The organism is Natrinema versiforme JCM 10478 (genome assembly GCF_000337195.1).
GTDB classification, from domain to species: domain Archaea; phylum Halobacteriota; class Halobacteria; order Halobacteriales; family Natrialbaceae; genus Natrinema; species Natrinema versiforme.
In genome coordinates this window covers 1-18,144 of sequence record NZ_AOID01000004.1, presented here as the reverse complement: position 1 = coordinate 18,144, position 18,144 = coordinate 1, and the positions used below count along the sequence as shown (strand labels likewise).

Genomic DNA, 18,144 nt, shown 5'->3' with positions numbered 1-18,144 from the left:
GATGTGTATAAGAGACAGGATCGCAGCAGTTCGGCCAGCGCACTGGGAGCGATCGAGGACGGGTCGTCGGCCGGATCGACGGCGTCGCTCCGGTCTGTCATATCGTTCGATAGGGGCCCAGTTCGGTTAAAGCCGCGGCCGGGCAACCCGCACCAACGTTCAACAGGCTCCGCGGTGTCAGTTCGGTATGGACGCCGCCGAATTCCAGGACTCGGTCGCGGAATCGATGGCCGTCGAACTCGAGCGGCTCGGGTCGTCGAAACTCCTCGTCGCGCTCACCGACGCGGACCTCGCCGAAGCGACCGTCCTCCGGATCGCCGCGGCGAGCGAGCGGGCGGCGATGGAGACGTTCGAGGCGTGGGCCGACGACGAAGCGCACGAGGACGCGCGACAGCTCTTCGCCGACTATCGCGAGCAGGAACGGGACCACTACGACCAGATCGCGACCGACCTCGAGGACGAATCGGCGGTCGACGGAGACGACGTCGGACCGATGCACGAACACCTCCGGTCGCTGGAGCCGACGGCGGCTCGACTCGGGGGGCTGGTCGGGCGGGCGATGGTCGGCGATCGAACCCACCTGCAGCTCGTGAACTTCTTCGTCAACGAGGGCGACGAGCGACGCGCCGACCGGTTCCGAGAGTTGCGGACCGAAACGGACACACAGGGCGATCGGGCGGCCGCGTTACTCGAGGCGGTCTGTACCGAGGACGACGACTGGGAGCGTGCGCGGACGGCGGCCGAAGATACGATCACCGCGGCCTACGAGGCGTACGCCGATTCGCTGGACGACCTCGGTCTCGACCCGAAGCCGATCTGTTGAGGTGAGAGCGGAGAGTGATGCAAAATCACCGCCGACTTGCAGAGAGAAACGACTGCGTGGACTCGCATCGCGACGCGGGTCGACTCGAGCGCTCGATTACTCGACGAAGTCGATGTCCTCGCCTTGAGCGGGCGCTTCGGGCTGGACGGCATCCTCGCCGTCGGGACGGCCGTAGATCTGGGGCGATTCGACGCCGGTGACGACGATCATCGTCCGCATGCTGCCCTCGAGGCTCTCGTCGATGGAGGTCCCCCAGATGATGCGGGCATCGGGGTCGATCCGGTCGTATATCTCCTCGACGACGCCTTCGGCCTCCTCGATGGCCATGTCGTTGCCGCCGGTGACATTGACCAGCGCCGAACTCGCACCGGAGATGTCGACGTCGAGCAGCGGCGAGCGCAGCGCGGTCTTGACCGAATCTTCGGCTTTCGCCTCGGAGTCGGACTCGCCGAGACCGATCATCGCGACGCCGCCCCGTTCCATGACGGTGCGGACGTCGGCGAAGTCCAGGTTGACGAGGCCGGGTTTCGTGATGAGTTCCGTGATGCCCTTGACCGAGCGCATCAGCACCTCGTCGCTGACCTTGAACGCCTGCCGGACGGGGAGTTTGCCGACCGAGTCGAGCAGTCGGTCGTTGGGGACGACGATCACGGTGTCGGAAACGTCGCGCAGGCGCTCGAGGCCGGCTTCGGCGTTCGTCCGCCGAACTTCGCCCTCCGCGGTGAAGGGCGTCGTGACGATCGAAATCGTGAGCGCGCCGGCCTCGCGGGCGGCTTTGGCGACGACGGGTGCGGAACCCGTGCCGGTGCCGCCGCCGAGGCCGGCCGTGACGAAGACCATGTCGGAGCCGTCGATCGCGTCGTAGATGTCCTGTTGGCTTTCGAGGGCGGCCTCCTCGCCGACCTGCGGGAGCGAGCCGGCCCCGCGGCCGCCGGTCTTCTCCTCGCCCATGAGGATCTTGGTGTCGGCGTCGATCTCGACGAGGTGCTGGACGTCGGTGTTGGCGGCGACGAGTTTCGCGCCGTGGATGCCCTCCTCGTGCATGCGGTTGATCGTGTTCCCGCCGGCACCGCCGCAGCCGACGACCGTGATATCGGTCTGGAGATCCTGCAGAACGTCTTCGAGTTCGTCGTCGGTCATCGTCCCGGTCTGTCGGCCGTCCGACTCGGTCCCGCCGGGCGACTGCCCGCCCTGTGGCGCGTCGGCGGGGTCCGCGGCCGCCCCGTCCTCGGCCTCGTCGATCGCGTCGTCGATTAGAGAGTCCATTCTTGGCCCTGTCTAAACGATGGAGCATAATTACCTTTCCCCTACACGTCAGCCGCCTGTCTGACACGTTAATAGCGTCTTATGTGTCTGAGCGAGGAGAGATCGAATCAGCTGGACGGGCGGCCGTAAGCGTTACTTACTGTCGATTCGCAATCCAGTCAGATCGGAAACCGACGCGTCCGCTCGGTCCGAACCCTCTCGGGACTGACCGTTTCCCCGTCGACCGTGACCGAGTCGCCGTCGGCGAGCGCGCCGAACTTCGGTCCTTCGGGCACGCCGACCTGCCGCGCTAACCTGGGGTCGAAAGCCGTCTCTTCGGCGACGACGGCGTCGTCCTCGATCGTCACCGCGTCGTATTTGTCGGCGAGCACGTCGGCCAGTCCCTCGATGATGGTCTCGAGTGGCTCGCTCGAGTCGCCCTCGCGCTCGGGAACCGCCGCCCGCGAGCCGACGCGACTCCCGCCGTTGTCGGTCGTGAAGGCGACGGTTTCTGCCTCGACGATCGCTCGAACGCGATCCGGATCGATTCCCTGTGCGGTGCTCACGAGATCGGCCGGGAGATCGACGACGGCGAACGATTCCGCGAGTCGGTCGCCAAAGCGGACGCCGTCGTCGACGGCCCCCAGATCGGACTCGACCCGATCGACCACCTCGAGCGGCCGATTGTCGACCTCGCGCAGCCACGTCTCGCTGACGATCCGGCAGTCCATCGACTCGAGGGTCTCCTCGAGGACCGGCCACTCGCCGTCGAGCAGCGCGATGTCGGCCTCGCTGGCGTCGAAGGCGCGCTCGAGGACGTCGCGGTGGGCCGTCGGGTGGTCCATCGCCTCGAGCGCCCAGTCGGCCGCAACGTGGCCGACCGCCCACGATGTCTTCCGAACGATGCGCTCGAACCGCGGGGCGTAGTGGTTGCCGCCGAAGCCGACGACCTGTCTCGAGCGGTGGGGGCCAGTGTCTCGAAGCTCGAGGATGGCGCGAGCGACGGCGTCGGCACCGTCGGGGTCGTCCCACTGCTCGTCGCCGCTGCCGAGTTCCGCGAACAGGGACGGCGCGCCGACATCGGTGGGGCCGTGGTGGGTGGCCTCCATGCCGACCTCGTACTCGTCGGGGGCGTACTCGTCGAAGGCGGCGAGCAAGCGGGCGAGCGCGTTCGGGGCCGCATCGGCCAGCGCGTCGGGCTCGCCGCCGAACTCGGCCGGGCCGAAGTTCCCCGTGAAGTGGCCCGTCAGCAGCGGGCCGGTGTCGCCGGAGTGGCNGAAGACGAGCAGGTCGGGGTCGCAGTCGAAGGCGTCGGTGGGCGACTCGAGGTCGATGTGGAGGTCGTCGAACGACCGGAGTTCGGCACCGTCGGTCCGGTAGACCGTTCCGCCCCCGTCGGCCGCCGGCCGGGCGTCGTCGGTCCGTTCCGTCCAGTCGGCGCGCTCGCGGAGGCGGTCACAGATGTGCGTCGAGGCGCGGTCGGCGCGGCTCTCGACGATGGCGAGACGGGTCATACTCCATGCTCGAGGCGTGGGACCGTTAACGTCGCCGGTTCGCGACCGCGGTGGGGCCGCGATGAAAAACCCGTGGCGACGGCTACCAGTGGTTTTTCCACAGTGGGTGGTGTGATCACACCACAGGGATCGGTGGCCGTAATGGACGATTCGGGAAACTGCACGGAGTCGCCGGACGAGACGAATCGCGCTGCAGAACGACGCGACCCGCCGATCGGGTGTATCGATATCCGCGAACTGAGCGACGTCATCAGCGACGCCGCCGTCGCGTTGCTGGACGCCGATGGACGCGTCACCGCGTGGAACGACGGTGCGCGGCGGCTCACGGGGTACGACGAAGCGACGATCGTCGGCTCCCACTATCGAACCGTCTTCCCGTCGGACGCCCGCGAGTCCGGCCGCCCGGAGCGGATACTCGAGCGAGCGCGCGCGGACGGGAACGCCGAGGACGACGGCTGGCGAGTCCGGAGCGACGGGAGCCGGTTCTGGGCCCACGAGGAAATCGCACCGATCCACGAGGACGGCGAGGTCGGACGCGCCGCGCCGGACGAAGCGGACCTGCGGGGATACGTCTGGGTCGTCCGCGACCGCACCGAGGAGCGCGAGCGCAGGCGGCAACTCCGCGAAGCGAACGCCTTCGCGGAGAGCATCTTCGAGGCACAACCGGACATCGTCTACGCGTTCGACGCGGACGAGAACTACCTCGAGTGGAACGACCGCGTGCCGGCGGTGACGGGGTACACCGAGTCCGAACTCGCCGAGATGCGCCCGCTCGAGTTCGTCGTCCCGGAACACCGCGAGCGGATCGCCGACGCGGTCCGTCGGGTCCTCAAGGAAGACGAGTACGTCACCGTCGAAGCGGATCTCCGCACGAAAGACGGGCGGCGGATCCCCTACGAGTTCAACAGCGCCCGGATCATCGACGACGACGGCAGCGTGCTCGGGTTTACCGGCACCGGCCGGGACATCAGCGACCGCAAGGCCCGCGAGCGAGCGCTCCGCGAGGAGAAGGCGTTCACGGAGAGCCTCCTCGAGGCGCAGCCGGACCTGTTCTACGCGTTCGACACCGAGGGGACGCTGATCGAGTGGAACGAGCGGTTCCAGCGCGTCACCGGCTACGATCGGGACGAACTCACCGGGATGCATCCGCTCAAATTCATCGCGCCGGCGGATCGGGAGCACATCAGCGAGGCGATCGACCGAATCCTCGAGGACGGCGAGCGCGTCACGGCCGAGGGACGGATCCTCACGAAAGCGGGGCGGCGGATCCCCTACGAGTTCAACAGCGCTCGAATCACCGCCGACGACGGCAGCGTGCTCGGGTTTACCGGCGTCGGTCGGGACATTACCGACCGCAAGGTCCGCGAGCGGGAACTCGAGCGCCTCGAGCGGCTCAACGCGGTCGTCCGGACGATTGACGAGACGATGGTCGCGGCGGAGACCCGCGACGAGATCGAAACGGCGGTCGTCGAGGCGTTCGCGGCCACCGACGTCTACCGGTTCGCGGTCATCGGGCAAGCGGAGCCCGCCACGACGGCTGACGGCTACTCGTGGGAGCCGGAGGCGTGGGCGAGAATCGACGCGGCCGCGGCCGAGGGCGTGCTCTCGTCGTTCGTCGACCCGCCGGCTGACGGCCCCGGCGAATCGCCGTTCGAGACGCGGACCGTCCAGTGCTACCGGGATCTCCGCGAGAGCGCGGTCGATATGTGGCGGGCCGACGCCGAGGATCGGGGCTACGGCTCGGTCGCGGTCGTGCCGATCGCCGCGAGCGATCGCGTCTTCGGCGCGCTCGTGATCGCCGCCGACGAGCCGACGGCCTTCGCCGACCGGGAACGTGGCGTGCTCCAAGAATTCGGCGGCACGATCGGCCACGCGATCAACGCGATGGCGGTCCGTCGGCTGCTCTACATGGACACCGTCGTCGAACTCGAGTTCGAATCGACCGACAGCGGGGACGTCTGTATCGATCTCTCGAGGCGGGGGAATTGTACCCTCTCGATCGATCACGTCCTGCCGCTGACCGACGGCGTGTTCGTGTTCTATCTCACCGTCTCCGAGATCGATCCGGCTGCGGTTCGAGACCTCGCGCGGGACGACCCCTCGATCACGGAACTGCGCCGCATCGACGACGCCGAGGGGGAGAGCTACTGGGAGGTCGTCGTCCGCGGCTCGACGATCACCGACCTGCTCGGAGAGTACGGCGCGCGGCTGCAGTCGAAAGTCGTCCGCGACGGCGTCGCGACGTTTACGGTGCAGGTGAGCCCCGACGTGAACCTGCGCGAACTCGTCGGCGCGATCACGTCGGCCTACCCCGATACCCGGCTCGTCTCGAAGCGAACCGTCGACCGGCCGGTCGAGACCCGCGGCGACTTCCGGCGCACCGTCGAGTCGATGCTGACCGAGAAACAGCGGCTGGCGCTCGAGGCGGCCTACCACGGCGGCTACTTCGAGTGGCCGACCCGAAACAGCGACGCGAGCGAGATTGCAGATCGGCTCGATATCGCACGCCAGACGTTCCACCAGCATCTCCGAGTGGCCCAGGCGAAGCTTCTGTCGGCGTATTTCGGCGAGAACGACTGATAACCACTCGGCGATACCAGAGCATGCTGGTACACTTCTTTCCCCCGGCAACCGTCTCTAGCGACCAATGAGTTCACACCCGGACACCGAGATGGCGACCGCGTTGGACGTCCTCGCGGAGCCCAAGCGACGATACGTCCTCGCCGCGCTGCTCGACCGCGAGGGCACGTCCGCCGGCGACGCGACGTCGGTGTCGGCGTCGGACCCGATGTCGATCGCTGCGCTCGCGACCGAGGTCGCGACGATCGAATACAACTGTCCCATCGTCACCGACGACCAGTGTGAGGAGGTTCACGTCTCGCTGGTTCACAACCACGTTCCGCGGCTGATCGACAGCGGTGTCCTGTGTCACCCCACTAGCGACGACGCGACGAGGGTCGCGCTCGCCGACCATCCGCTCTTTGCCCTCGACTGGGTTCAACCGCTGCTCGCCGACCCGACCGGCGAAACGGTCCCCGTCGACGAGTCGACGCTGAACCGAACGCTCACGGCGCTTCGCAACCCGCGTAGCCGTGCCGTCTGCGCCGCGCTCGCGAGGCGGCGTGGCTCCGTCGCGGTCGCCGACCTCGCCGCGGCGGTCGTCGCCCGAGAGGGCGGCGACGGAACGCAGCTGGTCGACGTCACCGAGGCGGAGTGTCGAACCGTCGCGACGGCGCTCGCCCACGAACACCTCCCCGCGCTCTCGGAGGCGGGGCTCGTGGCGTACGACGACCTCGCGAACGGGGTCGAACTGGCGACCGACGCGCCGCAGTGGCAGGTCGACTGGCTCGCCGACGGCCCGCTCGGCGAGGCCGCCGATCTCGTCCGGGACGCGGGGGACCGGCAGGCCGACACGGCCGAAACGGGTACCGCGATCGGGGAGTCCGGGACCGCGTCGACCACGCCGAAAATGGCCGGAAACGGCGACGGCACGGACATCCGAACCGATACCTGCTGGACGCTGCAGGGGCGAGCGAACGTCTTGGACAGGGGACGCGAAATTGTCGACGGGGCCGACGAGGAGCTGTTCGTCATGGTGCCGACCGGCGAGATGATCCGACCGGCGTGTCTCGAGCGCTGGCTGGCGGCGGCCGACCGGGGCGTCGATGTCTACGTCGCGTCGCGGTCGCCGCGGGTCCGCGACACCGTCCGGTCGGCGGTGCCGACCGCGACCGTCTGCGAGCCCCAGTTCGACTGGCTCACCTTCCCGATGGAGGGGGAACGCCACGGCTGCGTGGTCTTCGCCGACCGCGAGTCGGCCATGCTGGTGACGATAGACGAATCGGGACCCGGCGGGGAGCCGCGGGTCGGCGCGATCACCGGCGACGGCCGGGCGAACGCGCTGGTCTCGGTCGTCTGTGATCGGTTGGGGCCGCGTCTCGATCGGCTGACGCCGATCGGCGACGACCGCGATGGGACGCCGCTGCCGTTGTGACTGTCGGGATGAAGCGACGCGGAGAGTCTGCCGACTGCTCTTTTCGGCGACCGATCAGGGAACCAGCAGGTAGAGAAACCCGAGATAGCCGGCGATGAGGAGCGCACCGTCGATCCGGGTGAGTCGACGGCCGTATCCCATCATTCCGACCAGCACGACGGTAAAGCCGATCATGATCGGGAGCTCGAATCTGAGCGTCGCGGGTTGGATCTCGATCGGGGTAATCAGGGCCACGATCCCCAACACCGCGAGGATGTTGTAGATGTTCGAGCCGACGACGTTGCCGATCGCGAACTCGGTCTCGCCGCGGACGGCCCCGACGACCGAGGCGGCCAGTTCCGGGAGCGACGTGCCGAGGGCGAGCACCGTCAGGCCGATAACGAGATCCGAGACGCCGAGCGCCGACAGCAGCCCCGTCCCGCCGGCGACGAGCCACCGCGAACCGATGACGAGCGCGACCAACCCGCCGATCACGAGCGCGATATCTCGGATCGAGATCCCGGCACCGGCGTCGGGATCGTCGTCCATCGGCATCGGATCTGCGTTGACGTAATAGAGGAGAAAGGCCGTGAACCCGGCGAGAACGAGCAGAAAGATCGCTCCCTCGAGGCGGCCGATCCGACCGTTCGCGCCGAGCGCGACCAGCAAGACCGCGGCGAGGACCATGACGGGGACGTGCCGGCGCATGACTCGCCCCTCGATCGGGAGCGGTTTGATCAGGGCGGCGGCCCCGAGAACCAGCCCGATGTTCGCGATGTTCGAGCCGACGACCGCGCCGAGGCCGATGTCGGTCGAGACGTTCACCGCACCGATCGTCGAGACGAACAGTTCGGGCGCGGTCGTCGCGAACGCGATCACGGTCACGCCGACGGTGGTCGCCCGGAGCCCGATCCCGAGCGCCAGCCGACCCGCCCCCGCGACCAGTAACTCGGCACCGCCGTACAGCGCGACGATTCCGCCCGCCAGCAAGAGGAGAAACAACGGCGTTCCGGAAAGCATGCGGTCGGCTACTCAGGACGCGGTGAAAAGCGACCCGAAACGGGGTCGACCCGCGTGACCGTCCGTCGGCCCGATACCGACGGCTCGAGCGGTCGATTGAGAGACGACTCAGCGGACAAGAGCCCGGCCGAAGCCAGACCGATTATAGTCCCGCCGCCTCGAGTGTCGGGCAAGATGGCTATGGACGTATACGGTCTGCTCGGCAACCCGGTCGGCCACTCGCTGTCGCCGCCGATGCACGAGGCGGCCTACGACGAACTCGGGCTCGAGGCGCGCTACGTGACCTTCGAGCCCGACGAAGACGACATCGACGACGCCGTTCACGGAGCCGACGCGCTCGGTGTCGCAGGGCTGAACGTGACGATTCCGTTCAAGCAGGACGCCCTCGAGATCGTCGCGCCCGAGGATCTGGCGACCCGGATCGGCGCGGTCAACACGATCGACTTCTCGGGGTCGGGGCCGCCGACGGGGTACAACACCGACGCCGTCGGCGCGTTGCGCGCGTTGCGCGATCACGACGTAGACATCGAGGACGCCCGAGCGGTCGTCGTCGGTGCCGGCGGTGCCGGGCGGGCGGTCGCCTTCGGCCTCGCGGACGCCGGTGCGACCGTCGCGATCGCCAACCGGACCGAGCAGACGGCCCACGAACTGGCCGACGAGGTGCCGCGGGCCACCGGTCACGGGCTCGCGGCGCTCGAGGAACTGGTCGGCGACGCCGACATCCTGATCAACGCCACGAGCGTGGGGATGGAAGAGGACGCGACGCCGGTCCCCGCCGATGCGCTCCACGAGGAGTTGGCGGTACTGGACGCGGTCTACCGACCGCTCGAGACGCGGCTCCTGGCCGACGCGGCCGAAGTTGGGGCGACGACCGTCGACGGCGCGTGGATGCTGCTCTATCAGGGCGTCGAGGCCTTCGAGATCTGGACCGGTCGGGACGCGCCGGTCGCGGTGATGAACGAGGCGCTGCGCTCGCGGCTGTAAGCGAACGGACACGATCGCTGTCCTCGCTGTCAGTATCAGGCGAATTTAAGTGTCGGAGCCGACTACATCGAGATAATGGCAATCCTCCAAAAGCTGAAGTCCCTGTTGGGGTTCGACGAGTCGGACTCGGAGCGGGGAGGCGCTCGAGAGGTCGGGGTAACGGTCGAGCGGGAAGGATCGACGGACGAGACGACCGGCGTCGACGCGGATCGAGACGAGCCGGTGACCGGCGGACGGTCGACCGGAACCACAGAGCCGCCACAATCGGCCGCGACGGGCTCGGGGACGTCGACCGAGACGGAGACGAAATCGGCGGAGGCGTCGGCCGAGACCGCCGAACCGGCAGACACGACTGAGACGGACACGGACGACGCACCGGCGACGACGGAGACGACGGCCCAACCCGCAGAATCGTCTCCGGTCGAGGAGGCCGAGCCCGACGCCGAACCGGCCACAGAGGCCGAGGTTGACGAGGCGGATACAGCCGCCGAGAGCGAGCCGGACGCCGCGGCCGAGACCGACGAGGACGCGGCCTCGAGCGACGCTGACGACGCCGACGCGACTGTCGACGAACCCGCCGAGGAATCGGACGCCGGCACTGGGGCGGCCGAAGCGGCCGAGACCGAACCCGAAGCACTCGAGGAATCCGAGTCGGCCGAGGCTGAGGCTGAAGCCGACCCCGAGACCGACGACGCCGACGGGGAGTCGGTCGACGTGATCAAGGGAATCGGCCCGGCCTACGCCGACCGGCTCGCCGGGGCGGGTGTCGACACCGTCGGCGAACTCGCCGCCGCGGACGCCGCCGAACTGGCCGACCAAACCGACATTTCCGAGAAGCGCATTCAGGGCTGGATCGACCGCGCCGAAGTCAGGTAATCGACCCCGCCCCGACCATCGACCCCGCCCGACTGTCGACCCCGTTCTCTCGTCTCTGCGTTCTCTTTCTTCGACGCTGTTCTCGCTCGTTTATTCGCGCTGTGTTCGCCCGTTGTGCTGGCCCCGCCGTTGGCGGGGCCCGGAACCGCAAGCGAATTACTGGCCGGGTCCGTCTCGAGGCACATGAGCGATCCGCGCGTCGTGACGACGCTCGACTCGTTTCGCGCCGCCGTTCGCGACCACGGCGGCGCGTCGGCTGCGGACGGGGCCGCGTCGCCGACACAGGCCGGACTCCGCGTCCCCGTCGAAGTCCGCGCGACCGTCGACGATCCGTTCGTCGCCTACCGGCGGGCGCGGGACGGCGACGGTGGTGCATTCCTCGAGACGACCGGCGGCCAACCCGGCTGGGGCTACTTCGGTGTCGATCCCGTCGACCGGCTCACCGTCGGTGCCGACGCGACTCTGCGGACTCGAGACGACGACCGATCGCCGAGCCTCGCCGCACTCGAGGGACTGCTCGCGGGCGACCGGCTCGCACGCGGCGACTGTGACGTGCCCTACCCCTGCGGGGCCGTCGGCTGGCTCGCCTACGATATCGCCCGCGAACTCGAGTCCCTGCCCGACTCGGCCGTCAACGACCGGGGACTGCCCCGGCTCGAGGTCGCGGTCTACGACCGGCTCGTCGCGTGGGAGGAACCGACTGAAGGCGACGTGACGCTGCGGATTACGGCCTGTCCGCGGATTCCCGTCGAGACCGCCGACGGCGACCCCACGGACGCCGACCTCGAGGCGGCCTACGAACGCGGCCGCCAGCGGGCGCTGGACCTCGCGCAGACCGTCCGCGAGGGTGATCCCGAGGTCGGCGAGCCCCCGGTCTCGAGCCCGGAAGCGACCTTCGAGAGCGACTGCGGCCGCGAGGCCTTCGCCGACCGCGTGCGCCGGGTCAAGGAGTACGTCCGCGACGGCGATACCTTTCAGGCGAACATCTCCCAGCGGCTGGTCGCGCCCGCCGCGGTCCACCCCGTCGCCGCCTACGACGCCCTCCGGCGGGTCAATCCGGCCCCCTACTCCTGTCTGCTCGAGTTCCGTGCGGCCGATCTGGTGAGCGCGAGTCCCGAACTGCTGCTGGAACGCGACGGCGATTTCGTCCGGACCGAACCCATCGCCGGCACGCGCCCGCGCGGTGACACGTCCGAGGAAGACGACGCGCTCGAGGCGGATCTGCTGACGGACGAAAAGGAACGCGCCGAGCACGCCATGTTGGTCGATCTCGAGCGCAACGACCTCGGCAAGGTCTGTGCGTACGGCTCCGTCGACGTCGAGGAGTACCGCCGGATCGACCGCTACGCCGAGGTGATGCACCTCGTGTCGAACGTCACCGGCCGACTACGACCCGACGCGACCCTCGCCGACGCCGTCGCGGCGACGTTCCCCGGCGGCACGATCACCGGCGCGCCGAAACCGCGGACGATGGCGATCATCGACGAACTCGAGGCGACCCGTCGCGGCCCCTACACGGGCAGCGTCGGCATCTTCGGCTTCGACGGCCGAGCCACCCTCAATATCGTCATTCGGACGCTGGTCCGCCACGCCGACGAGTACCACCTGCGGGTCGGTGCGGGCATCGTCCACGACTCCGATCCCGCCCGCGAGTACGACGAAACCCTCGATAAGGCCCGCGCGCTCATCACGGCCGTCGACGAGGCGCTTGGCGAGCGGGCCGATCTGGAACTCGAGGCCGACAGCAAAGCCGATTCGGAGCGAGCCGACGGAGGTGAGACCGGTGACTGAGTCCACACCCGAAACCCGAATCCTCGTCGTGGACAACTACGACTCGTTCGCGTACAATCTCGTCCAGTACGTCGGCGAAGTCGCGGACGAGGTGATCGTCCGGCGGAACGACGAAATCGACGTCGCGGGCGTTCGCGACCTCGAGCCGACCGGAATCGTCGTCTCGCCGGGTCCCGGAACGCCACAGGAGGCCGGGGTCTCGATGCCGCTGTTCGCCGAGACTGACATTCCGATTCTCGGCGTTTGCCTCGGTCATCAGGCGCTGTGTGCGGCCAACGGCGCGCCGGTGGTCCACGCGCCCGACGTCGTCCACGGGAAGCCGTCGGCGATCACCCACGACGGCGAGGGCCTGTTCGCCGGACTCCCCGAGACGTTTCAGGTCGGTCGCTACCACTCGCTGTCGGTCGACCGCGCGGACCTGCCGGAATCGCTCGTGGAGACCGCCCGAACGGCGGACGAACGCGGCGTCCTGATGGCGGTTCGCCACCGCGAGAACCCCCATCTCGGCGTGCAGTTCCACCCCGAGAGCATCCTCACGCGGGCCCAGCCCGACGCGGCGACCGGATCGGACGATGCGGACGGTACAGATGGGACGAACGGTACGGACGACGGCTCCGGCGACGACATCTCGCTCGATCTCGGCAAGCGGCTGATCGCGAACTTCTGTCGGTTCGCCGCGGCGGCCGATCGGGGTGGAAACCGAGCATGAGCGACGAACTGCGCTACCACGTCGACGGCGACCTCGTCCCCGCGAGCGACGCGACCGTCAGCGTCGACGACCGCGGCTTCCGGTACGGCGACGCCGCCTTCGAGACGCTGCGGGCCTACGGCGGGACCGTCTTCGCGTGGGACGACCACGTCGAGCGCCTCGAGCGGACCTGCGAGTCCCTGTCGCTCGAGCACGGGCTGTTGGCCGCGGACCTGCGCTCGCGGATCGACGAGACGCTCGCGGCGAACGACCTCGCGGACGCCTACGTCCGCCTCTCGATCACGCGCGGGGTGCAGCCGGGCAAACTCACGCCCCAGTCCGACGTCGATCCGGCCGTCGTGATCTACGTCAAGCCGCTTCCGCGCGGTGGGCTCGAGGGCGACCCCGTCTGGGACGGCCCGGCGACGGTCCAGACGGTCGAAACGCGGCGGATCCCCGACGAGGCGATCCCGGCTGCGGCCAAGACCCACAACTACCTGAACGGGATCCTCGCTCGCGCGGAACTCGAGGGCGACGCGGACGAGGCGCTCATGTGCGATCTCGAGGGCGCAATTGCGGAGGGGGCCACGAGCAACCTGTTTTTCGTCCGCAACGGGACGGTGCACGCGCCGTCGACCGACGGCTCCGTGCTGCCGGGAATCACGCGGGGAATCGTCCTCGAGATGGCTCGCGACGCTGGGATTTCGGTCCGCGAAGGGCGGTACGAGCCGGCGGCCGTGCTCGAGGCCGACGAAGCGTTTCTCACGAATCGCACGTGGGAACTCCGGCCGATCGCGACCGTCGACGGGCACGCCATCGGCGGTGGTCCGGTCACGGATCGACTGGCGGGACTGTACGACGAACGCGTCGAGGAGTCGTGTTACCGGTCGGATAACGGTCACTGACCCCGTCGACGCAGCCAGAGCGGGGATCCGCCACTGCAGTACGTCCACAGGAACGCGACCATCGCGCGATGCGCGATAGCGATGGACGACTCAGTCGTCGGACTCGACGGCCGACGGATTTGCCTCGCCCGACTCAACCGGTGTCTCCACCAGTTCCCGCTCCGTTCCCGTGAGCTCGAGTACGAACTCGCTCCCGAAGGCACTCGCCGGCGTCTGGAAGCCGGCCGGGATCCCGTCACCCTCGAGTACTCGCTCGGCGGCCGTCACCGCCGACTCGACGGTGAGCGCGTAGGGGTTCGGCGTTCGCAGTCTCGCGCGGGCGCGTCGGTCGCCGGCCTCGTCGCGGACCTCGCCCCAGACGACGGCGCTGCCGGTCGCCAACTGCTGTTCGTCCGGCCCGTCGAGGCGGGCGTCGATCAGCCGCTTCAACAGCCCCTCGACGGGCCGGCGCTCGAGGAGCCACTCGAGGGAGTCGACGGCCGACAAGGCTCTGGTCGCCCACGGCGGGGCGGCGGCGTAGACTTCGACCGACTCGATACCGGTGCTGTGGGCGGCGGTGACGACGTCGCCCCACGGGACCGTGACGGCGTGTTCGGGGCCGTCACCGAAGTCGACCTCGCGCGTTCGGAACGCGGTCGGGACCTGAATGAGTCGCCCGTTCCGCCGGACGACGCCGCCGCTGCCGAGGTGTTCGACGAGGGTTCGGGCGGTGCCCCGCGAGATCCCCCCGCCGCCTTTGATTCCGAGGGCCAATCGATCGGCGTCGGGGAACTGCTCGGCGAGAAACGCCGCCAGACAGTCCGAGGGCACGACGTCGAAGCCGACGCCGGGAAGCATCGTGATCCCCGCCGCTCGAGCGGCGGGGTCGCGCTGACGGAGACACTCGAATACCGGAAACTCGCCCGTGATATCCAGATAGTCCGTGTCGGTCTCGAGGCAGGCCTCGACCAGCGGCTCGGCCGTCTCGACGAAGGGGCCGGCGCAGTTCAGCACGGCATCGAACGTCGCGAGATGGGAGGCGATATCGGCCGACTCGAGGGCGAAGGTTCGGCCCTCGACGCCGAGGTCGTCGGCCTGGGCGGCGACCGCGCGGCCGTTGCGGCCGGCGAGGGCGGGCGAGCCGCCGCGAGCGACGGCCTCGCGTGCGATCAGCCGCCCCGTGTAGCCGTAGGAGCCGTAGATGAGAAGGGAGTCCATAGGCGGCGTTTGGCGGAGAGTGGGTTAAAACTCCGTCAGACATTTGCTCGCTCGTTGTCGTAACGTTCAGGGCGACCGACTCGTAACCGGTCGGTGATGGAGACAGGACGGATCACGGCGCTTGCGGACGTACCCGAGGACTCGACGTTTCTGTTTCGCGTCGCCGACGAGGCCGGCGAAGAGCGAGAAGCGATCCTCGTCGCGGACGTGGCGACGGACGCAGACGGCGGCGAGTCGTCGCCCGAGACGGGCACGGACGACGGAGTCGCCTGCTGGCTGAACTACTGCCAGCATCTCACGCACATCAAACTGGACAAGGGGTCGGGCGCGCCGATGCGGGACGGCGAACTCGTCTGTGCGAACCACGGCGCGTACTTCGAGGCCGACTCCGGGCGGTGTACGTTCGGTCCCTGTGAGGGCGCGTACCTCAGCGACCTCGAGGTCACTGTTTCCGACGGCGACGTCTACCTGACCGACGAGGACTACGAGTTCGTCGGCACCGGTCCGCTTGAGGGCGACGACCTCGACCGGACCTCGACCTCGAACGTCGAGTTCTAGACGGCGTTGGGCGCGACGAGGTCCCGCTCCTGATCGTACTCGAGCAGGCCGGCGTCGACGAGCCGCGGGAGGTGGTCGTGGTAGAGGGAGAGATAGACCTCTTGAACCCGCTCGGCCGAGATGTTCGTCACGCTGTGGCCCGTCTCGCGAACGGCGACTTCCTCGGCCGCATCGGGGAGTGTGAGTTCCTCGCCGTAGGTTCGCATGACCGCGAGCAGCAGCCGACGGCGCTGGTCCGCGAGGAGTGCGAACGCGTCGTCGAGCGACGCGGTCGACGCGTCGGACTCGTCGTGCTCGTCGAGCCAGTCGAGTACCGTTCGGACGAACTCGACGCAGTCGCGCTCCGAGTGGGATTTGGAAGTCATGTGTTCGTGATCTCGAGTCGAACGGCCGCAGCGGAGAACGGACGATATCGCGGTTCGACGGCCGCCGTTCGCTCGAGTGTTCGTGTCGGGTTCTCGCCTGCGCCCTAAATATTAGTATCGAATCGGACCCGCAATTATCGTTCCTCGATGACAGTCCCCTAGCGACGACTCTCAGCCGCGCTCACTCGATTGTAAACGTCGGCTCGTCGATCGACTCGCTCTTACAGTCGGGACACCGCGAGGGGAGGTTCAGCAGGTCGTCGTAGTCGTCGAACCCGCAGTCCCGACAGGTCGGCGGCGCGACGAGCAGCCGTTCGTCGGTCCCCTCGACCGACCGGGAGACGTGTTCGACATGGCTGATCACCGCCTGGGGAGTCAGATCGAGCCGGGTGGCCAGTTCGCTCGGGGTCGCGGGTTCGGCGCGGAGGGAGTCGGCGAGTCGCTGTCGCGTCGTTTCGTCGGCCTCTCGCATACGTTGGCTCACGGCGGTCGCATATTTATACTGTCCGCCGTCGGTCACCACGGCGAGGGTCACTCCGTGGGGTCTCGCGTCGGCGACTCGAGCGGCGTGACAAACCGGTGAAAGGGCAAGTAACTTACCCGGTGCAGGTGAACATCGGTCCATGAAGGCCGTCGTCCTTGCAGGCGGGTACGCGACGCGAATGTGGCCAATTACCAAACACCGGCCCAAGATGTTCCTCCCGATCGGCGACTCGACCGTCGTCGATCGCATCTTCGCCGAACTCGAGGCTGACGATCGGATCGAGGAGGTCTACGTCAGCACGAACGAGCGGTTCGCGCCCGATTTCGAGGCCCACCTCGCAGACAGCGACTTCGAGAAGCCCCAGCTCTCGGTCGAGGAGACGACCGAAGAAGACGACAAGTTCGGCGTCGTCGGCGCGCTCGCACAGCTGATCGACCGCGAGGACGTCGACGACGACCTGCTGATCATCGCCGGGGACAACCTAATGAGCTTCGACGTCTCCGCGTTCCTCGACTACTTTCAGGAGCGAGACGCCCCCACCCTCGCCGCCTACGACGTCGGCTCCCGCGAGAAGGCCAAATCCTACGGGCTGGTCGACCTCGACGGCGACCGGGTCGTCGACTTCCAGGAGAAACCCGAGAACCCGAAGAGCACGCTCGTCTCGATCGCCTGTTATGCGTTCCCCCGCGAATCGCTCGACCTCCTTCCCACCTACCTCGAGGACGGGAACAACCCCGACGAGCCGGGCTGGTTCGTTCAGTGGCTGCAAAACCGTGAGGCGACCTACGCCTACACGTTCGAGGGCGCGTGGTTTGACATCGGCACCCCCGAAAGCTACCTCGACGCCGTCGCGTGGCACTTAGACGGGGACTCGCTGGTCGCCGACTCGGCGACGCTCGAGGACACCGCGATCGGCGAGAACGTCCACGTGATGGACGGCGTGACCCTCGAGGGGACCGACCTCGAGCACACGGTCATCTTCCCGGAAGCGACGGTTCGAAACGGCGACATCCGCCGCTCGATCATCGATCAGGGGACCCACATCGAGGATCTGGACCTCGCCGGGGCGCTCATCGGTGCCCACACGACGATCACGAACGGCGCGGACAAGTAACGGGCTCGAGCCCATCGCCACCCGTACAGCTATACGCCTCCCGTGTGACACGTCCGGACAACGCGATGAGTTCCGACCAGACGGTCCGGGCGGTCCTCGAGCCGTACGTCGACGGCGTTCCCTACGAGGAACTCGCGGCCGACTTCCGCGAGTACCGGCGCTGGACCGGTGACGATCCCGTATTACTCCTCGCCGAGGCCGCGGCCTCGACGACGGGACAGGACTTTCTCGACGGCATCGTTCCGGCCGTGAGCCGGTTTCACGAGGCATTCGTCGCGACCGGTCAAGTCGACTCGTTTGCGGACCTCGCCGCGCTCGACCGCGAGGACGAGGCGCTCGCGGCCGCCTTCGGTGCCGAGCGAAACCGACGCGTCCTGCTCGGGGCCGCCCGCCTCCTCGCGAAGCGACCAGAACCCGACGATCGAGACGCGCTGATCGCGTGGGCGAGCGAGGCAGATCACTACCGATACGACGAAGATCCCGTCGGTTCGATCGCCGGCGTCGGCCCCTCGAGTTTCCAGTACCTGCGCCAACTCGCCGGCGTCGAGACGATCAGACCCGTGCCGGCAGTCGTGGCCGTGATCCTGTCTCTTATACACATCTCTGA

The 18,144-nt window shown here is 68.2% G+C and carries 17 protein-coding genes; 11 read left to right on the top strand and 6 right to left on the bottom strand.

Annotated elements, in window-relative coordinates:
* Positions 1 to 187 precede the first annotated feature (187 nt).
* Entirely contained in the window at positions 188 to 823 is a 636-nt protein-coding gene (locus C489_RS00820) for an OTU domain-containing protein (protein ID WP_006429185.1), read from the top strand.
* A 96-nt stretch (positions 824 to 919) separates the two neighbouring features.
* Here C489_RS00820 and ftsZ read toward each other — a convergent pair whose 3' ends face one another.
* Both ftsZ and C489_RS00810 read right to left on the bottom strand, forming a co-directional pair.
* Positions 920 to 2,089 carry a cell division protein FtsZ gene (ftsZ, locus tag C489_RS00815; RefSeq protein ID WP_006429184.1) on the bottom strand — a complete coding sequence of 390 codons (1,170 nt, stop codon included), beginning with the start codon at positions 2,087 to 2,089 and terminating at the stop codon, positions 920 to 922.
* 158 nt (positions 2,090 to 2,247) lie between these two features.
* A complete protein-coding gene (locus tag C489_RS00810; protein ID WP_006429183.1) occupies positions 2,248 to 3,582 on the bottom strand; it encodes a D-aminoacyl-tRNA deacylase in 1,335 nt (444 codons plus the stop codon).
* A gap of 141 nt (positions 3,583 to 3,723) precedes the next feature.
* Between C489_RS00810 and C489_RS00805 the strand changes: the two genes are divergently transcribed.
* Positions 3,724 to 6,162 (top strand): PAS domain S-box protein, encoded by a 2,439-nt coding sequence (locus C489_RS00805; protein WP_006429182.1) that lies wholly within the window; start codon positions 3,724 to 3,726, stop codon positions 6,160 to 6,162.
* A 67-nt stretch (positions 6,163 to 6,229) separates the two neighbouring features.
* The gene (locus C489_RS00800; RefSeq protein ID WP_006429181.1) at positions 6,230 to 7,576 is read left to right on the top strand and encodes a DUF7344 domain-containing protein; all 1,347 of its coding nucleotides are present in this window, start codon (positions 6,230 to 6,232) and stop codon (positions 7,574 to 7,576) included.
* Between the two features lie 54 nt (positions 7,577 to 7,630).
* Here C489_RS00800 and C489_RS00795 read toward each other — a convergent pair whose 3' ends face one another.
* The gene (locus tag C489_RS00795; protein WP_006429180.1) at positions 7,631 to 8,575 is read right to left on the bottom strand and encodes a calcium/sodium antiporter; all 945 of its coding nucleotides are present in this window, start codon (positions 8,573 to 8,575) and stop codon (positions 7,631 to 7,633) included.
* A gap of 180 nt (positions 8,576 to 8,755) precedes the next feature.
* Here C489_RS00795 and C489_RS00790 point away from each other — a divergent pair, with 180 nt between their 5' ends.
* The 5 genes from C489_RS00790 to C489_RS00770 all read left to right on the top strand — a co-directional run bounded on the left by C489_RS00790 (position 8,756) and on the right by C489_RS00770 (position 13,819).
* A complete protein-coding gene (locus C489_RS00790) occupies positions 8,756 to 9,559 on the top strand; it encodes a shikimate dehydrogenase (protein ID WP_006429179.1) in 804 nt (267 codons plus the stop codon).
* Between the two features lie 75 nt (positions 9,560 to 9,634).
* Positions 9,635 to 10,435 (top strand): helix-hairpin-helix domain-containing protein, encoded by an 801-nt coding sequence (locus C489_RS00785; protein ID WP_006429178.1) that lies wholly within the window; start codon positions 9,635 to 9,637, stop codon positions 10,433 to 10,435.
* 183 nt (positions 10,436 to 10,618) lie between these two features.
* Positions 10,619 to 12,226 carry an aminodeoxychorismate synthase, component I gene (gene pabB / locus C489_RS00780; RefSeq protein WP_006429177.1) on the top strand — a complete coding sequence of 536 codons (1,608 nt, stop codon included), beginning with the start codon at positions 10,619 to 10,621 and terminating at the stop codon, positions 12,224 to 12,226.
* A complete protein-coding gene (locus C489_RS00775) occupies positions 12,219 to 12,935 on the top strand; it encodes an anthranilate synthase component II (protein WP_006429176.1) in 717 nt (238 codons plus the stop codon). Before pabB ends, C489_RS00775 begins: the two co-directional genes overlap by 8 nt.
* Positions 12,932 to 13,819 (top strand): aminotransferase class IV, encoded by an 888-nt coding sequence (locus C489_RS00770; protein WP_006429175.1) that lies wholly within the window; start codon positions 12,932 to 12,934, stop codon positions 13,817 to 13,819. The genes C489_RS00775 and C489_RS00770 overlap by 4 nt, the downstream gene beginning before the upstream one ends.
* Positions 13,820 to 13,909: 90 nt before the next feature.
* Here the strand turns inward: C489_RS00770 and C489_RS00765 are convergent, their stop codons facing one another.
* Positions 13,910 to 15,016 (bottom strand): saccharopine dehydrogenase family protein, encoded by a 1,107-nt coding sequence (locus C489_RS00765; protein ID WP_006429174.1) that lies wholly within the window; start codon positions 15,014 to 15,016, stop codon positions 13,910 to 13,912.
* A 96-nt stretch (positions 15,017 to 15,112) separates the two neighbouring features.
* Here C489_RS00765 and C489_RS00760 point away from each other — a divergent pair, with 96 nt between their 5' ends.
* Positions 15,113 to 15,574, top strand: a complete 462-nt coding sequence (locus C489_RS00760; protein ID WP_006429173.1) for a Rieske (2Fe-2S) protein — start codon at positions 15,113 to 15,115, stop codon at positions 15,572 to 15,574.
* Here C489_RS00760 and C489_RS00755 read toward each other — a convergent pair.
* On the bottom strand, positions 15,571 to 15,939 hold the full coding sequence (locus C489_RS00755) for a DUF7344 domain-containing protein (protein ID WP_006429172.1): 369 nt from the start codon (positions 15,937 to 15,939) through the stop codon (positions 15,571 to 15,573). The two genes, C489_RS00760 and C489_RS00755, sit on opposite strands and share 4 nt — an antisense overlap.
* 181 nt (positions 15,940 to 16,120) lie before the next feature.
* On the bottom strand, positions 16,121 to 16,411 hold the full coding sequence (locus tag C489_RS00750) for a transcriptional regulator (protein WP_049890476.1): 291 nt from the start codon (positions 16,409 to 16,411) through the stop codon (positions 16,121 to 16,123).
* Positions 16,412 to 16,562: 151 nt separating this feature from the next.
* Here C489_RS00750 and C489_RS00745 point away from each other — a divergent pair, with 151 nt between their 5' ends.
* Positions 16,563 to 17,537, top strand: a complete 975-nt coding sequence (locus C489_RS00745; protein ID WP_006429170.1) for a sugar phosphate nucleotidyltransferase — start codon at positions 16,563 to 16,565, stop codon at positions 17,535 to 17,537.
* A 65-nt stretch (positions 17,538 to 17,602) separates the two neighbouring features.
* A partial coding sequence (locus C489_RS00740; protein ID WP_006429169.1) for a hypothetical protein occupies positions 17,603 to 18,144 on the top strand: 542 nt, incomplete at its 3' end.

Bases quoted from the DNA above. Each gene is read 5' to 3' on its own strand.
- C489_RS00750 (WP_049890476.1), bottom strand. From the start codon at position 16,411: ATGCGAGAGGCCGACGAAACGACGCGACAGCGACTCGCCGACTCCCTC.
- C489_RS00820 (WP_006429185.1), top strand. From the start codon at position 188: ATGGACGCCGCCGAATTCCAGGACTCGGTCGCGGAATCGATGGCCGTC.
- C489_RS00805 (WP_006429182.1), top strand. From the start codon at position 3,724: ATGGACGATTCGGGAAACTGCACGGAGTCGCCGGACGAGACGAATCGC.
- ftsZ (WP_006429184.1), bottom strand. From the start codon at position 2,089: ATGGACTCTCTAATCGACGACGCGATCGACGAGGCCGAGGACGGGGCG.
- C489_RS00745 (WP_006429170.1), top strand. From the start codon at position 16,563: ATGAAGGCCGTCGTCCTTGCAGGCGGGTACGCGACGCGAATGTGGCCA.
- C489_RS00765 (WP_006429174.1), bottom strand. From the start codon at position 15,016: ATGGACTCCCTTCTCATCTACGGCTCCTACGGCTACACGGGGCGGCTG.
- C489_RS00785 (WP_006429178.1), top strand. From the start codon at position 9,635: ATGGCAATCCTCCAAAAGCTGAAGTCCCTGTTGGGGTTCGACGAGTCG.
- C489_RS00790 (WP_006429179.1), top strand. From the start codon at position 8,756: ATGGACGTATACGGTCTGCTCGGCAACCCGGTCGGCCACTCGCTGTCG.
- C489_RS00755 (WP_006429172.1), bottom strand. From the start codon at position 15,939: ATGACTTCCAAATCCCACTCGGAGCGCGACTGCGTCGAGTTCGTCCGA.
- C489_RS00760 (WP_006429173.1), top strand. From the start codon at position 15,113: ATGGAGACAGGACGGATCACGGCGCTTGCGGACGTACCCGAGGACTCG.
- C489_RS00800 (WP_006429181.1), top strand. From the start codon at position 6,230: ATGAGTTCACACCCGGACACCGAGATGGCGACCGCGTTGGACGTCCTC.
- C489_RS00795 (WP_006429180.1), bottom strand. From the start codon at position 8,575: ATGCTTTCCGGAACGCCGTTGTTTCTCCTCTTGCTGGCGGGCGGAATC.
- C489_RS00770 (WP_006429175.1), top strand. From the start codon at position 12,932: ATGAGCGACGAACTGCGCTACCACGTCGACGGCGACCTCGTCCCCGCG.
- pabB (WP_006429177.1), top strand. From the start codon at position 10,619: ATGAGCGATCCGCGCGTCGTGACGACGCTCGACTCGTTTCGCGCCGCC.